This window comes from Modestobacter sp. VKM Ac-2984, assembly GCF_026967985.1.
Classification (GTDB): Bacteria; Actinomycetota; Actinomycetes; order Mycobacteriales; family Geodermatophilaceae; genus Modestobacter.
The window spans coordinates 1-15,673 of the sequence record NZ_JAPVBJ010000004.1 but is presented as its reverse complement, the minus strand read 5'-3'; the positions used below and the strand labels follow the sequence as shown (position 1 = coordinate 15,673).

General features: G+C 71.9%; 13 protein-coding genes. 5 read left to right on the top strand and 8 right to left on the bottom strand.

The genetic code is table 11. The features are described from left to right. Positions 1-25: 25 nt before the first annotated feature. From O2W16_RS09840 to O2W16_RS09805, 8 genes are all read right to left on the bottom strand, one after another. Positions 26-796, bottom strand: coding sequence for an SDR family NAD(P)-dependent oxidoreductase (locus O2W16_RS09840; protein ID WP_269158648.1), 771 nt, complete (start codon positions 794-796; stop codon positions 26-28). Between the two features lie 40 nt (positions 797-836). Beyond that, a complete protein-coding gene (locus tag O2W16_RS09835; RefSeq protein ID WP_269158647.1) occupies positions 837-1,937 on the bottom strand; it encodes a mannose-1-phosphate guanylyltransferase in 1,101 nt (366 codons plus the stop codon). A gap of 46 nt (positions 1,938-1,983) precedes the next feature. After that, positions 1,984-2,943 carry a glycosyltransferase family 2 protein gene (locus O2W16_RS09830; protein WP_269158646.1) on the bottom strand — a complete coding sequence of 320 codons (960 nt, stop codon included), beginning with the start codon at positions 2,941-2,943 and terminating at the stop codon, positions 1,984-1,986. After that, the gene (locus O2W16_RS09825; protein ID WP_269158645.1) at positions 2,940-4,073 is read right to left on the bottom strand and encodes a glycosyltransferase family 4 protein; all 1,134 of its coding nucleotides are present in this window, start codon (positions 4,071-4,073) and stop codon (positions 2,940-2,942) included. The genes O2W16_RS09830 and O2W16_RS09825 overlap by 4 nt, the downstream gene beginning before the upstream one ends. A gap of 112 nt (positions 4,074-4,185) precedes the next feature. Continuing rightward, positions 4,186-5,301 (bottom strand): glycosyltransferase family 4 protein, encoded by a 1,116-nt coding sequence (locus O2W16_RS09820; RefSeq protein WP_269158644.1) that lies wholly within the window; start codon positions 5,299-5,301, stop codon positions 4,186-4,188. Positions 5,302-5,306: 5 nt separating this feature from the next. After that, positions 5,307-6,842: a phosphotransferase gene (locus tag O2W16_RS09815; protein ID WP_269158643.1), complete on the bottom strand. Its 1,536-nt coding sequence runs from the start codon at positions 6,840-6,842 to the stop codon at positions 5,307-5,309. 254 nt (positions 6,843-7,096) lie between these two features. Beyond that, positions 7,097-8,356 (bottom strand): ABC transporter ATP-binding protein, encoded by a 1,260-nt coding sequence (locus tag O2W16_RS09810; protein ID WP_269158642.1) that lies wholly within the window; start codon positions 8,354-8,356, stop codon positions 7,097-7,099. 1 nt (position 8,357) lies between these two features. Continuing rightward, positions 8,358-9,335: an ABC transporter permease gene (locus O2W16_RS09805; protein WP_269158641.1), complete on the bottom strand. Its 978-nt coding sequence runs from the start codon at positions 9,333-9,335 to the stop codon at positions 8,358-8,360. Between the two features lie 175 nt (positions 9,336-9,510). Here O2W16_RS09805 and O2W16_RS09800 point away from each other — a divergent pair, with 175 nt between their 5' ends. The 5 genes from O2W16_RS09800 to O2W16_RS09780 all read left to right on the top strand — a co-directional run bounded on the left by O2W16_RS09800 (position 9,511) and on the right by O2W16_RS09780 (position 15,561). After that, positions 9,511-10,593, top strand: coding sequence for a glycosyltransferase family 4 protein (locus tag O2W16_RS09800; protein ID WP_269158640.1), 1,083 nt, complete (start codon positions 9,511-9,513; stop codon positions 10,591-10,593). Between the two features lie 218 nt (positions 10,594-10,811). Next, positions 10,812-11,171 (top strand): hypothetical protein, encoded by a 360-nt coding sequence (locus O2W16_RS09795; protein WP_269158639.1) that lies wholly within the window; start codon positions 10,812-10,814, stop codon positions 11,169-11,171. Beyond that, on the top strand, positions 11,168-12,436 hold the full coding sequence (locus O2W16_RS09790) for a glycosyltransferase family 4 protein (protein WP_269158638.1): 1,269 nt from the start codon (positions 11,168-11,170) through the stop codon (positions 12,434-12,436). Before O2W16_RS09795 ends, O2W16_RS09790 begins: the two co-directional genes overlap by 4 nt. After that, complete coding sequence (locus tag O2W16_RS09785; RefSeq protein WP_269158637.1) at positions 12,436-13,908, top strand: glycosyltransferase family 4 protein; 1,473 nt, start codon at positions 12,436-12,438, stop codon at positions 13,906-13,908. Before O2W16_RS09790 ends, O2W16_RS09785 begins: the two co-directional genes overlap by 1 nt. A gap of 321 nt (positions 13,909-14,229) precedes the next feature. Further along, on the top strand, positions 14,230-15,561 hold the full coding sequence (locus O2W16_RS09780; RefSeq protein ID WP_269158636.1) for an acyltransferase family protein: 1,332 nt from the start codon (positions 14,230-14,232) through the stop codon (positions 15,559-15,561). Positions 15,562-15,673 lie beyond the last annotated feature (112 nt).

Sequence of the window (15,673 nt, the reverse complement as noted above, 5' to 3'; positions counted from 1 at the left end):
GCGTCCCCTCCGGCACGTGCTGCCGTCAGCGGGGTGCCATCCGCAGCGCACCGTCCATCCGGACGACCTCACCGTTCAGGTAGCCGTGCCGCACGATGTCCAGCGCCAGCTCGGCGAAGTCCTCGGGGCGGCCCAGCCGCTTGGGGAACGGGATGCCGGCGGCCAGCGCCGTCCGGGCCTCCTCGGGCAGCGAGGCGAGCAGCGGGGTGTCGACCAGGCCGGGGGCGATCGTGCAGACCCGCACGCCGACGGAGGAGAGGTCGCGCGCCGCCGGCAGGGTCAGCCCGACGATGCCGCCCTTGGACGCGGCGTAGGCGATCTGCCCGATCTGGCCGTCGTACGCGGCGATCGAGGCGGTGTTGACGACGACACCCCGCTCGCCGTCCTCGTCGGGCTCGGTGCGGGCCATCGCGGCGGCGGCCAACCGGAGCACGTTGAAGGTGCCGATCAGGTTGACCGTCACGGTGCGGGTGAACGGCGCCAGGTCGTGCGGGGCGCCGTCGCGGCCGAGCACCCGCTGGGCCCAGCCGATGCCGGCGCAGTTGACCGCGATCCGCAGCGGCCGGTCCTTCCCCGTCGCGTCCTCGATCGCCGCCTGCACCGACGCCTCGTCGGTGACGTCGGTGCGCATGAAGGTCGTGTGGCCCCCCAGCTCGGAGGCCAGCGCGTGCCCGCGGTCCTCCTGCAGGTCCAGGACGGTGACCGCCACCCCGGCGGCGGTCAGCGCTCGGGTGGTGGCCTCACCGAGGCCAGAGGCCCCTCCGGTGACGACAGCGGCGACGTCGAGGTTCTTCATGCCGCCGAGGTTAACCAGCCAGCGCGAGCCGGCCGAGGGGTCAGCTGAACCTCGCCCCGAAGCGCTCCTGGGCCGCCCCGAGCAGCGCCTTGACCCGCTCGGCGTCGGAGACCGGGCAGACCATGGTGACGTCCGCGGTGTGCACCACGACGCTGTCGCGCACACCGACCAGCGCGACGAGGTGCTCCGGGTCGTCGCTCAGCACGACGTTGCCAGAGCTGTCCAGCAGGACGGTCAGCCCGCGGGTGGCGTTGCCCGCGTCGTCCGCGGTCAGCGTGTTCGCCAGCGCCGGCCACGAGCCGACGTCCAGCCAGTCGACGTCCAGGTCGACCACGGCCACCCGGCCCGGCTCCGCGGCGGCCGGCTCCAGCACGGCGTAGTCGACGCTGATCTTCGGCAGGGTCGGGAAGACCTCGACCAGCACCGCGTCCCTCTCAGGACCCGCCGGCGCGGCGACGATGCGCCCCAGGCCGGCGGCCGACTCCGGCAGGTGGTCGGCGAGTGCGTCCAGGACGGTCTGCGCCCGCCAGACGAACATCCCCGAGTTCCAGACGTACTCACCACTGGCCAGGTACTGCTCGGCGGTGGCCAGGTCCGGCTTCTCCCGGAACGAGACCGCCTCGCTCGCACCGGCCACCTCGGTCGGCGCGCCCTTCTGCACGTAGCCGAACCCGGTGGCCGGCGACGTCGGGGTGACGCCCAGCGTCACCAGCGCCCGCGGCCGGACGGCGAGCAGGTCGTAGGCGGTGCGCAGCGCATCGGCGAACCGCTCGACCGGCCGGATCACGTGGTCGGCGCTGACCACGGCCAGCTCGGCGTCGGGGTCGACGTCGGCGACGAGTGCGGCGGCCAGCCCGACCGCGTTCGCGGTGTCCCGGGCGACCGGCTCCAGCACCAGCCGGTCGGCACGCAGCTCGGGCAGCGCGGCCCGCACCTGGTCGCCGTACCGGGCCGCGGTGCACACCCAGATCTGCTCCGTGGGCAGCACCGCCTGCAGCCGGGTGAACGCCTCGGCCAGCAGGCTGTGCGCGGAGCCGTCCTCGGCGGCCACCACGTCGAGCAGCTGCTTCGGGCGCTCGGCCCGGGACAGCGGCCAGAGCCGGGTGCCGGATCCGCCCGCCATGATCACCGCGTGTCGCATGGTCGTCCGTCCTCAGTCGTCATCGTGTCGTGGTGCAGGGCTCGGGTCAGCCGCGGCGGAGGCGCCGACGGCTCCGCTGGGCCGGGAGTTCATCGACCGTCTGCTGCGGCTGCGCACCCTCGTCCACCCGGCTGCTGACGTAGGAGACCAGCATCCGGCCGCCCAGTCCGGCCCGCAGCACCGTCCGCAGCGGGGCGTGCCGGCGTCGCGGGTAGTCAGCCGACAGGTACCGCAGCGCGCTGGTGTGGTGCACCCGCTGCATCTGGTGGGCCGAGCGCTTCGTCGCGTGCCCGCCCTCGTGCGTCACCACAGCGGTGGGCACGTACACCTGCAGCCACCCTCGCTGACCCAGGCGGCGGGCCAGGTCGACGTCCTCGAAGTACATGAAGTAGCCAGGGTCGAAGCCACCCACCGAGGCGAAGGCGCCCACGTCCACCAGGAAGCAGCTGCCCGAGAGCCAGCCCGCCGGACGCTCGACGATCTCCTCGTGCTCCCGGCGGTACCGGGCCGTCCACGGGTTGGCCGGCCACGCCCAGCCGAGCAGGGCGTGCCCGACACCGGTCGACAGTGAGGGGAGCTCGCGGGCAGAGGGGTAGATGGTCCCCTCCGGCGTCCGGATGGCCGGGCCGAGCGTCGCCGCCCGGGGCCACCGCACGGCCGCGGCCAGCAGCTCGTCGACCGCCCCGGGCTCGAAGCGGACGTCGGGATTGGCGATCAACGCATGGCCGGAGGTGAGGTGGGCCAGCCCGGCGTTGGCCGCGGCGCCGTACCCGACGTTGCCGCCGGTCCGCAGGAGCCGGACCTCCGGGCGCTCCCGGGCCGTCTGCTCGGGCACCCCGTCGGTGGAGCCGTTGTCGGCCAGCACCACCTCGTACCGGCGGGTGGTCGCCAGTGCCAGGGAGTCCAGGAACGCAGCCAGCGTCCCACCGGGCGAGTAGGTGACCACGACGACGGTCAGCAGCTCGTCGTCGGGGACGGTGGGCACGGCGCTCTCTGGAGGGGTCATCGAACGGCCCGCTGGTAGCTGGCCAGGTGCGCCCGGGCGGTCGCCGCCCAGGTGAACTCCGCTGCCCGCGCCTGGCCTGCCGCGGCCAGCCCGGTCCGCCGGGCCGGGTCGTCCAGCAGCGCCCGCAGGCCCGCTTCGATGCTGGCCACGTCGGGTTCGCAGTAGGCCACGGCGTCGCCACCCACCTCGGGCAGCGCGAGCCGCCGGGTGGTGAGCACCGGGGCACCGCAGGCCATCGCCTCCAGCACCGGCAGGCCGAACCCCTCGCCCAGGCTGGGGTAGGCGACCAGCTCGGCACCGCCGAGCAGGCCGGCCAGATCATCCAGCGGCAGGTACCCGGTGCGCAGCAGCCGGAGGCCGGCGGGCACCTCGGCGGCGACCCGGTCGACCTCCTCGTCCCACCCCCGCCCGCCGGCCAGCACCAGGGCAGGCGGCGTGGTGCGACCGGCGCTGGCCCGCACCCAGGCCCGGACCAGGGCCGGCACGTTCTTGCGCGGCTCCAGCGTGCCGAGGAAGGCGACGTAGGGGACGTCCGCCAGGTCCAGCGTCGCCCGAACCCGGCTCACCTCGGCCTCGGTCGGCCGGTGGAACCGGGCGCCGTCGACGCCCAGGTGCGCGACGTCCACCCGGTCCCGGCGTGCGCCCGCGACACGCACCAGCTCGTCGCGGGTGGCCGCCGACGGGGTGACCGCGCGCCGGGCGCGGCGCAGGCTGACGCGGGTCCAGGTGCGGAAGAACCGCCGCTTGACCGGCACGTGGACGGCAGGGTCGGTGAAGAACGTGGCGTCGTGCAGGGTGGTCACCACCGGCAGCCGGGCGGCCAGCGGCATCGTGTAGTGCGGGCAGTGCAGCACCCTCGCCCCAGCGGCCCGGCCCGCGGCAGGCAGCCGCAGCTGCTCCCACACCAGACGGCCAGGCACCGATGCCGCCCAGGAGGGTGCCGTGCTCACGCGCTCGGCGCCCACCAGCCCGGTGTAGAACACCCGGTCCCGCTCCTGGCAGACGACCGCGACGTCACCACCCGCAGCGACCAGGGCCGGGAGCAGCTCGTCGACGTAGCGGCCGACGCCGCCGCGGTCGGCAGGCACCGCCGTGGCGTCCACGAGCACACGCGGCATGACCTCGGACACGCGGTCCTTCCTGGGGGCGGGGCGGCGGTCGGGTGTGGGCGGGACGGCACGCTCGCGACAGGCGCCGACCGGTACGGACCGGTTCCAGCCGGTCACGGACGACCGGGGGAGCCTAACCTGCCCCCGTCGGCACCAGCTCGCGGTACAGCTCCCACAGTCGGGTGGCCGCGCCGGTCCACGAGAAGTCCGCTGCCCGGGTCCGGCCGCGGCGCACCAGGTCGCGGCGGAGTTGCTCGTCACCGGCCACCCGACCCAGCGCGGCGGCGAGCGCGACCCGGTCACCGACCGGGGTGACCACGGTGCTCCCGCCACCCACCTCGACCAGCGCGGGGTCGTCGGAGGTGACCACCGGGACGCCGGCGGCCATGCCCTCGAGCACCGGCAGGCCGAAGCCCTCGGCCCGGCTGGGCACCACCAGGGCCGTCGCCCCGCCGAGCAGGGCCGCGAGGTCCTCGTCCGGCACCCGACCGAGTGTCCGCACTCGGCCGGCGGGCAGCCCGGCGGCAGCGACCAGCGCCGGGACGTCGACGTCGCCCCACCCGGGCTGGCCCACGACGACCAGCGGCAGGTCCGGCGCACCGGCCCCGGCCAGGGCGCCCACCAGCACGTCGAGCCCCTTCCGCGGCTCCAGCGTCGCGGTGGTCAGCAGGTACCCGCCGGGCGTGAGCCCCAGCGCGGCCTGCCGCGCCAGCGCGTCGGAGGGCAGGGTCAGCCGGCCGGAGACGCCCTCGCCGACGACCACGAGCGGGCAGCGCAGCGTCAGGTGTCGCCGCAGCTCGCGGGCCACCGCCTCGGTCGGGACGACCACCGCCGCCGCCGAGGACGCGGCGCGCCCGATCATCCGCCGGTGCCACCGCACGCCGCGGGGGGTCAGCGTCTCGGGATGGGTCCAGGGCACGGCGTCGTGCACGGTGACCACCACCGGCCGCCGGCCGCCGAGCGGGGCCAGCGGAGTCGGGGCGTGCACCAGGTCGACCCCGCGGGGCGCGGGCAACGGCCCGCGCTCCCAGGCCGCCACCAGCGGACGCCGGGGCAACGGCAGGCGGTGCGGCCCGCCGACCCCGGGCACGACGGCGCCCGCGACGCGACGGTGCCACGCCGTCCAGCCGGTCACCTCGGTGCCCGGTCCCCCGGTCGCCGCCAGCGCCCCGGCGACCTCGACCGCGTAGCGGCCGGTGCCGCCGGGCACCGGGGAGAGCACCTGCTCCAGGAGCAGCCCGACCCGCATGCGCGTCAGCTGGTCAGCGCCGCGACGTCCCGCGTCCCGGCGGCGACCTGGTCGTAGAGCGGCCACAGCTCCGCACCCAGCGTCTCGCGTGGAGGGAGCTGGCTCTTGCCCTTCTCCACCGGCTCACGGGTGCCCGTGGACAGCGCGTGCGCGGCCCACAGCAGCGACACCAGGTCACCGTCGTCGTCGACCGGGCCGGCGTCGGCGTAGTCGATCAGCGTCGCCCGGCTGCCGTCCCACAGCACGTTCCAGCTGCGCACGTCGTTGTGGAACAGTCCGCGCTCCCGCAGCGCCCGCAGTGCGGCCACGACGTGGTCGACGACCTGGCGGACGACCTCGGGCGACTGTCCCGTCCCGGGCTCGAAGAGGTCGCCCGCGGCCCGGGCGTACACCAGGGTGGCCTGCCCGCCAGAGACCTCGAAGTCCAGCAGCTGCGGCACCTCGGGCAGGTCGCGCAGGGACAGCAGCGTGGCGATCTCCCGGGCGATGAGCCGGGCGTTGTCCGACTCCGGCCCGGAGAAGGCGTAGCGCTTGATGATGAAGTCGTCGCCCCAGTAGTAGCGGCGGTCCTCGTGGTCGTGCACCGCCCACGAGTTGGCGTAGGCCTCGGCCCGGTCGTGCGAGTAGGCGTAGACCCGGTTGTTCACCGTCACGGTGTCCTTGCGGCTGACCACGTAGAGCGGTCGCGACCGGTCGGACAGGTGGGTGCCGAACTGGCCCAGCGGGACCACCTCGACCTGGTCGCGCACCAGCTCCAGGACGTCCAGCTCGTCCTCGGGGAGGGAGGCGTCCCAGAACAGGTCCGGGTCCTCCCCCTTGACGGCCAGCTCGAGCACCAGGGTCGGCACCCGGTCCAGCAGCTCCTTGACCAGCGCCTTGGTCTCGTCGAGGCCCTGGTGGTGCACCACGTGGTGGAGCACGCTGAGCAGGGTCACCACGTCGAACTGACCGGGCGCGATGGCCATGACGCTGTCCCGGTTGAACTCGCGCGCCCGGATCGTGGTCGGCACGCCGTTGAGCTCACCGATCAGCGTGGACACCTCGACGTTGCCCGGGTTGAACTCCCAGCCCTCGGTCGTCACGCCCCGGTCGGCGAACCAGTAGCAGACGAAGCCCAGGGAGGAGCCGACGTCCAGCAGACGCTTGCCGCGCAGCGTGCCGGCGAAGTGGTTCTCGATGGCCCGGCAGCGGTCGATGCTGCCGCGGGCCGGGTCGGCGATGACCCCCGGGAGCCCGTAGGCCGGCTGATAAGGCTCCACCTGGGCGGCGAGTGCGCGCAGCTTCTGCAGCCGGAAGTCGAACTGCTGGAAGTGGTTCACCCGCCCGTCCACCTGGTGCACCAGTTCGGTCAGGTCCAGGAGCGCCTGCCGGACGTCCTGCTGGAGCTCCTGCCGGAGCTCCTGCCGGAACTCCTGCCGGAGCTCCTCGAGCTGCGGCCCGACCTTCCGGACGTCGGCGGACAGGTCGCGCAGGATCGTGCGGTCCTCGACCAATCCGGGAGCCATCCGACCCAGAGCCTGCTTGAGCTTGCGCTTGACCATCACTCGGTCCCCTCACCGTTTACCAGGCCGTCCGTCACCGGCAGCCTCCGTCCCGTCGCTGAGTGTCCGGCATGCCGTGTCCCGCACGGCAGCCGCCCTCCGGTGCGCCGACGCCGCGCACGGCGTCAGAGCCGAGCCGGAAATGGACGCACGTGAACCGTGCCCGCCGTGTTCTCATCCACGTCCGAGCCGATCCGCGAGGCAGGCCGAGACCTGCCCGAAGGCGGTCGGCACCGCGCGCGGAGGACGGCGGGTCACCGCACCGTGACGTCGGGCGCCTCGATCGGCTGCACGGAGACACGCGCGGGCATCCGGACCAGACCGGCCTGCCACTCCGTGTCGATGACCTTGAAGTTCTTGATCCGGGCCACCCGGGTGTAGTGCGGGCCGTTGACGCCGTGCGTGGCCAGGGTCACGTGGTAACCGCCGTCGACCAGCGGGATCGACTCGTAGCTGAAGCTCACTCGGCGGGAGCCCTCGATCGGGTCGAGCTGCAGGTCCATCAGGTGCGTGTTGGAGGCGTAGCAGTTCTGGTCCATGTGGTTCTCGATCTTGATGCCCACCGCCCAGTCGGTGACCAGCTTGCTCGACGTCACCGTGCACTCCACGCCGAACGGGTCCCCCGGGGAGAAGGTGTCCTTCGGCTCTCCCCGGCCGTTGGTGATGACGACGTCGGAGATGCGCATGGGCGTGTAGGTCGGCGCATCCACCGCGCCGGCGGCCTCCGCCACGTCCGCCTCCTCCGCCGCCGCCTCCGCCGCTGCCTCAGCCTCCGCCTCCGCCTCCTCGTCCCAGGTGTCCCGGATCATCCGGATCGCCTGGGTCGGGGCACCGTCGTACTGCATGACCCCGTGGTCGAGGAGCACGGCGCGGTCGCACAGGTCGCGCACCAGATCGAGCCCGTGGGTGACGAAGATGATCGTGCGCCCCTCGCGCATGAACTCCCGGATCTTGTCCAGGCACTTGCGCTGGAAGGCTTCGTCACCGACGGCGAGCACCTCGTCGATCAGCAGGATCTCCGGGTCGACGTGCACCGCGACCGAGAAGGCGAGCCGGACGTACATGCCGGACGAGTAGAACTTCACCTGCGTGTCGAGGAACTCCTCGATGCCCGAGAAGTCGACGATCTCGTCGAAGTACCGGTCGGTGTCGGCTCTGCTGAGCCCCAGGATGGACGCATTGAGGTAGACGTTCTCCCGGCCGGTCAGGTCGCCGTGGAACCCGGCGCCGAGCTCGAGCAGTGCGGCCAGCCGGCCGCGGCGCTCGACGAAGCCCGACGACGGGCTGAGGATCCCGCCGATGACCTTGAGCAGAGTCGACTTCCCTGACCCGTTGTGCCCGATCAGGCCGATGGAGGTCCCGGCGTCGATGGACAGGTCGATGTCCCGCAGTGCCCAGAACTCCTGCCGCTTCTCCTTGGTCTGCCGGGAGTTGACCAGCCGTTCCTTGAGCGACTTGTTGACGTTGATCGAGAACTTCTTGCTGACGTCGTTGACGCGGATCACGGTGGTCATGTCACAGCTCCTGGGCGAAGTCGCCTTGGGTGCGGGCGAAGTAGCGCTGGGCCAGCCACAGCAGACCGAGACCGACCAGCAGAAGGACACCCAGCCGGCCCCACAAGTTCCCGGCGAAGGTGTACTCGGGACCCATCGTGTAGAAGGCCCGCTGGAAGGCGGCCACCACGTTCACCATGGGATTGGCGAGATAGAGGTCGAGCAGGACGCTGTTCCCGTTCTCAGAGAAGTTGTTGATGGGGAGCACGATCGGGTAGACGATCGGCACCATCCAGAAGAGCGCCAGCGTGATGATCTCGATCAGGTGCTGGAGGTCCCGGAAGTAGACGGTGGCCGCAGCCAGGAAGAGCCCCAGCGCCAGCCCCCAGGTCAGGCAGACGACCAGCGCGAGCGGGACCAGCGCGAGGTCCCAGGTCGGCACCACCTGGAAACCGGTCAGCGCGGCCAAGCCCAGCGCGGCGAAGAGGACCAACAGCTGCAGACCGAAGTTCACCAGAGCCGCGCCGACCACCGACAGTGGGAAGATCTCGCGCGGGAAGTAGGTCTTCTTCAAGAGGCCGCCGTTGCCCACGATCGACCCGGTGCAGCCACCGAGGATGTCGGTGAACAGCCCCCAGACCACCAGCCCGGAGAAGATGAAGATGGCATAGGCCGGCTGCTGGTTGCCCAGGAAGATGGTGAACGCCACGTAGTAGATGACCAGCTGGGTCATCGGGCGGACCAGCGTCCAGAAGAACCCCAGGACGCTGTCCTTGTACTTGACCTTGAGTTCCTTGCGGACCAGCTGCGAGAGCAGTTCCCGGTACCTGAAGATGTCCGCCAGGTCCTTCAGCGACCCCCGAAAGAACGTGCGCGGCGGGTTGACCCGCTCCATCGGCAGGGCCTCCACCGCGTCCACGCGAGGGGTCGTCGGGGCCTCGTCCAGCGAGTGCGCCGACGCACCGCGGGGGGCCGGGGCGTCGAAGTCCGTGGTTGTCATTGACCTTCCATCCTCCAACGCTGAGTCTGCCGAGAATACGAGTGGCGATCCATCACTGCTCCCCTCCGACCGACCGCTGGGCTGCTCGCGGTCCGGCGGCGGGCGGCAGACGCCCTCGAGGGCAGTCCGTCGTCCCGAGCGACCATCGGCACCGAGCCTCTAGGGTGGTCGCGACATGGACGTGATCCTGGACGGAACGCCCCTTCTCGGGCCGCGCACCGGTATCGGACAGTACGTTGCGCACCTCTACCAGGCACTGAGGACACGTCCCGACGTCGTCCCACGGCTCTACGCCTTCACCATCCGCCACGGGAGTCGCCCGGTGGACGTGCAGCCCGGCGACTGGGTGAGGCGGACCGCTCCCGCCCGGATCCTGCAGCGCACCTGGGCCGCGACGGCCTGGCCGCCGGCCGAGCTGCTGCTCCCGAGCGGGGACGTGTTGCATGCCACCAACTTCACAGGCCCCCCGGCGCGTCGCACGCCGCGGGTGGTCACCGTGCACGACCTGGCGTTCAGCCGCCTCCCCGGGACCGTGCACCAGCGCACCCGCCGGCTGAGCGGGTTGATCGAGGATCAGGCAGCCACCGCCGCGGCCGTGCTCACGCCGACACACGCGGTGCGCGACGAGGTCGTCGAACACCTGGCTCTCGACCCCGGCCGGGTGCACGTCACCCCGCTGGGGGTCGACCCGTCCTGGTCCCGGGCGAGGCCGCCGACCCAGGCGTGGCGGGCTGAGAACGGGGTGCCGGCCGACTACCTGCTCGCGGTCGGCACACAGGAGCCGCGCAAGAACCTGACCGCTCTGGTGCAGGCGCACGCTGCCGCCGGCCGATCGCGGGTGCTCCCGCTGGTCGTGGTCGGCCCGGCGGGCTGGGGCGACGTCGTGCGCCCGAGCCAGGACGTGGTGGTGCTGCCCTACCAGCCGGCCGAGACACTGCGGTCCCTGGTCGCCGGCGCCGCAGCACTCGTGTTCCCCTCTCTCTACGAGGGCTTCGGGTTGCCGGTGCTCGAAGCGCTGGCCGCCGGGACGCGAGTCCTCGCCAACGACATCCCACCCCTGCGCGAGGTGCTCGGACCGTGCGCGGACCTCGTCGACGCCACGGACATCGAGGCGCTGAGCGCGGCGCTGGTCGCGGTCAGCGCCGCGGGGAAGGACGAGGAGGCCCGCCAGCGCGGCCGCGAGCGGGCGGCCACCTTCACCTGGGGAGCCTGCGCCGAGGCGACCGTCCAGGCCTATCGCAGAGCACTCGTGGGCTGACCTCGGAGCCGCTGGAGTGCCTCTGGCACCTCTGGCCACACCCGTCTCCCGCGGTCGTTCCGGGGGCATTCCGGCAGGTACTGTCCCGGGAGAGCCGGCCGGCCCCGATGGGTCCAGCGTGCCCACCTCCGCCCACCTCAGAGCCACCCCTGTCCCCTGCCGGGCGGGTCCGGTCGCTCTTCCCGGACGACCGTCCAGCACGAGAGGAATGAGGACGCTTGACCACCGTCGAGAACGTCGCCCTCGCGACGTACCCCGGCGCCCGGATGCGCAACGGCCACTTCTTGCCCGACGAGCCAGGCACCTCTGGGGCCGGGGTCCCCTCGACCGGCCGCACCACCGACCGGGTGAACGGGCTCGACAGCCGTCTCACCAGCCAGCGGCTCGATCCGGTCCAGGGCGATCGGCCGGCGCGCTCCCACGTGCCCGCCCTGGCCTCGGGCGAGGGGCGCCACGTCACTCTGGCCGTCCACGGTCTCGAGGGCACGGAGCTCGCCCCGGAGCACCGCCTGGCCAACTGCTCCGACCGGGAACAGGTCGGACCGGTCTTCCTCGAGCCAACCCTGGAGATCCGATGAGCGGCATCACCCCTGACCAGCGAACCGGCCGGCTGGGCATCGTCCCGGCCCGGTTCGGGCCCAAGATCGTCGGCGGCGCAGAGATCGTCCTCCGGCACATCGCCGAGGGACTGCAAGAGCGTGGGTGGGACGTCGAGATCCTCACGACGGCCGCCACCGACTACTTCTCCTGGGAGAACGACCGGCCGGTCGGCACCGCGGTGGAGGACGGGCTGACCGTCCGGCGCTTCGAGGCGGTCAAGTCCACACCCGGCACCGAGCGCTCGGTGCTGGGACACCGGATGCTCGCCGGCGACCGGCTCTCTCTCTCCGAGCAGGAGCGGTGGATGAACGACGACGTCCGCGTGCCGGATCTCTACCACCACCTGCTGCTGCACGCCGACGAGTACCGCGCACTGGTCTTCGGCCCGTATCTCTTCTGGCCCTCCTACGCCTGCTCGCAGGTGGCTCCGGGCAAGTCGCTGCTGTGGACCTGCCTGCACGACGAGGCCGCCGCCTACCAGGACATCTACAAGCCACTGCTCTCCGGGGTGGCCGGACTGTTCCTGCAGACCGAGCCCGAGCACGAGTTGGCGCACACCATCCACCCACAACTCGCTCCTCACGCCGTCGTGGGCTGTGGGGTCGAGGTGCCGGAGTCCTACGACCCGGACCGCTTCCGTGCGAAGTACGGGATCACCGGCCCCTTCGTCCTCTACGCCGGCCGCCGTGAGGGGGCCAAGGGATGGGACGAACTGCTCACCCACTTCAGCCAGGCCGTGCTGAAGCGTGGATTGGACCTCCGCTTGGTCACCATGGGCGCCGGCGAGGTACGTCCGCCGGCCGGGCTGGAGGACCGCGTCATAGACGTCGGCTTCCTGCCCGACGAGGACCGCAACGACGCCTACGCCGGCGCACTGGCCTACGTGCAGCCCTCCCGGTACGAAGCGTTCTCCCGGACGATCATGGAGTCCTGGTTGGCAGGCCGGCCGGTCGTGGGGATCGCCGAGGGGGGCGTCGTCCGCCACCACGTGCAGACCAGTCAGGGCGGGCTCGTCTACGACGATGCGGAAGAGTTCGCCGAGGCGCTCGCCGTGCTGGTGGAGCACCCGCACCTGGCCGAGCAGATGGGCGTGCGCGGCCGGGAGTACGTGCTCGCGCGCTACCAGTGGGACACCGTCCTCGACGGCATCGAGAGCAACATCGTCGAATGGACACCGGCACCGGCCGGGACCGTGGCCGAGCTCGCGCCGGCCGGCAGCCCCGAGACGGGTGGAGGGCTCTGATGCGCATCCTCATGGTCAGCCCCTATCCGCCCCAGCGGGACGGGATCGCCAACTACACCGCCCAGTCGGTGGCCGCGCTCATGCGTGAGGGGCACGACGTGGTGGTGCTCTCGCCGCAGCCCTCGGCCGCCCACCAGCACCTGGACTTCATGGCCGGTCCGCGCGCGTGGGCGGCGATGAGCCGTCGAGTGCGGGGATTCGACAAGCTGGTCATCCAGTGGCACCCGGCGTTCTTCTACCGGAACAGCTCGATCAGTGACCGGTCCGCCGTGGACCTGGCGATGGCCGCCGTCTTCAAGCTCGTCCCCCAGGTGGAGATCTGGGTGCACGAGTACGAGTACGCCGAGGTGGATGCCTCGGCCGTGCGCCGCCGGGCCGCCAGGACCACGTTCTCCCAGGTCGACCGGATCGTCTTCCACTCCGAGTCCGAACGGGACATGTTCCTGAAGACGGTCCCCGTGGACCGTTCCCGGACCGTGCTGTCCGAACACGGGCACGCCTTCCTCCCGCGGACGTCGATGACCCGTGAGCAGGCCCGGGAGTCGCTGGGCATCGCCGCCGACGCGTTCTCGTTCCTGTGCATCGGCTTCATCCAGCGACACAAGGGCTTCGACCGGGCAGTCCATGCGTTCGCCCGGCTGGGCTCCGCACCGCACGCTCGGCTGGACGTCGTGGGCTCCACCCGGCTGGAGGAGCCGGAGTTCCTGGCCTACCTCAACGAGCTCGAGTGGCTGACCGACAGCGACCCGCGGACGACGCTGCACGCCGGCTACGTCTCGGACGAGCTGTTCGACCGCTGGATCCTCGCCTCGGACGTCGTCGTCCTCCCCTACCGCGAGATCTGGTCCTCGGGCGTGCTGGAACGGGCTGCACTGTTCGACCGTGAGGTGATCGCCACCCGCGTGGGCGGCCTGGAGGAACAGGCGGCGCAGCGACGGGTGACCTTCGTCGACGACGACCACGCCCTCGGCCAGGCGATGGCCGACGCGGCCGGCCTCCCGCTGGACCCCCCGGACACCGCTGCTGACGCCACCGAGCTGGAGGAGCTGCCCTGGAGCGACCTGCAGCAGGTGATCGTCCGCCGAGCTGCGGTGCTGCGGGGCGGTGCGCCCCGCAGCAAGGCTTCCTCAGCGACGACCGCCACGACGGCAAGGCGCCGGGACGACGACCTCGATCGCGCGGCGGTGCTCGTCCGCCGGGTCCCGCCGTACGTCACCCCGCCGCCGACCTCCACCCGGCCCGGCGTGCCGGCGGTCAAGCGACTGGTGCAACGACTCACCGCATGGCAGATCGCCCCGCTGATCAGTCGGGTCGACCACCTGCAGGCCGCGACGGCGAACAGCGTGGCGCTCATGGCCGAGCAGGTCCGAGACCTCCGGGACGTCGTTGACGCGCTGCCGACGACGAGCGATCGCGCGTCGGCTGACCCGCTGCCGGTCGACGGTCCCCGTGCTGGCTCGCCAGCCGACTGACCCCGGACCACGAGAGGAGGGGCGGCCTGTGCAGGCCGCCCCTCCTCTCGCATCCGGGGCCTGTCCGTCACGATCTGGACCGTCCCGTCACATCCGTCCACACTGACTCAGTGGTCCCGCGTCGGCCCCGTGCGGGAGGTAGCGTCGGGACGTCCCGCTGAGGCGCGGCGCATGTGACCAGGAAGGTCCAGCGCTTCAAGTCAGCCAGCCCAGCGCGGGCGGACCGTCGCGGTCACCGCTTGGAGGAACGAGGAGCCTGTGTCCTTCGTCGAGTCCGTCGCCCCCACCACCGGTAGCGGCGCAAAGGTCCATGCGTCGCGGATGCGCAACGGCCGCCTCGAGTTCCTCGACGCACTCCGTGGCGTCGCGGCACTCACGGTCGCCGTCCAGCACCTGGCGGAGGTGATCTGGCCCGGCGTGCTCGAGTTCTCGCACATCTGGTGGCGGCCGGGTGAGTTCGGCGTGCTGGTGTTCTTCATCTGCAGCGGGTTCATCATCCCCGCGTCGATGGAGCGCCGCGGCGATCTCAAGGAGTTCTGGATCGGTCGGGCCTTCCGCCTCTTCCCGCTCTACCTCGCCGTGCTGGGGATCGGCCTGCTCCTCTATGCCACCCCGTGGGCCGCGCCGGCCCCGGGCTACCGGGTGGTGTCGGACACACTGCTCAACACCACGATGCTCCAGGTCTTCGCCAACCGGCCGTTGGTGATCGGCGCATCCTGGACGCTCGGGTACGAGATGGTCTTCTACCTGACGATGACGGTGCTGTTCATGCTGGGCTGGCACCGTCGTTCGGCCGGGATCTCGATGGGCCTCATGGTCTCCGCCCTGGTGCTCGGCAGCACCCTCGTGCCGGCATACCTGCAGCAGACGCAGATCCGCAGCTGGCCAGCTGTGGTCTTCGGCCTCATCGCGCTTGCCGTCGTGGTGATCGCGCCACGGCTGAAGAGCGGGGCCGAGCGCAGTGTCGGGCTGACCATCACCGTGGCCGTGCTGCTGCTCATGCTCAACCGACCGCACGATCTGTGGTTCGCGATGCTGCTGCTGGGCTCCATGTTCGTCGGCACAGCGCTGTACCGGTACGACATCGGTCAGTTGAGCGGCCGGACGGCTGCGGGTGTGTTCTCCTTCGCCTTCGTCAGCATCATCGTGGTCCAGTTCTGCTACCACGTGGGCGCGGCGGAGCCGATCACCGGTGCCGTCCCCCGCTGGTGGACCGAGGCACTGACCTTCTGCTCGGCATACGCGGTCTTCGGTGTGCTCTTCCTGCTCCGGCGGTTCTCCTACCCGCGGGTCTTCGTCTACCTGGGCACGATCAGCTACTCGGTGTACCTGGGCCACGCCCTGGTGCTCATGCTGCCCCTGCCCTCGGTCGCCCCGCTCCTGCTCTTCGCCGGCATGGTCGGGTTCACGCTCCTCCTGGCCGCGGTGACTTACCACGGCATCGAGAAGCCCGGGCAGCTGGTCGGCCGGAAGGTGATCAGCCGCTACCGTGCGCGTTCCGGAGGGACGGCAACCGTCCCCCCTGGGGCCACCCCGGGTGGTCCGGTGATCAGCGAGGCTGCAGCAGCGCCCACCCTGCGCACGGACGCCCTGGGCGTTGCCCCGGTGGACGAACGGACCAGCGAGCTGAGTCACCCGGTCAGTCGGATCTGATCCACCCAGCCCACCACAGAGGGGCGTCGTCGGACCTCCCCGCCCCGGACCAGTGGCCGGATCAGCTCGCGGTCGTGTTCCCGGGTGGTGACCGGTGCCGCGCTGACCACCT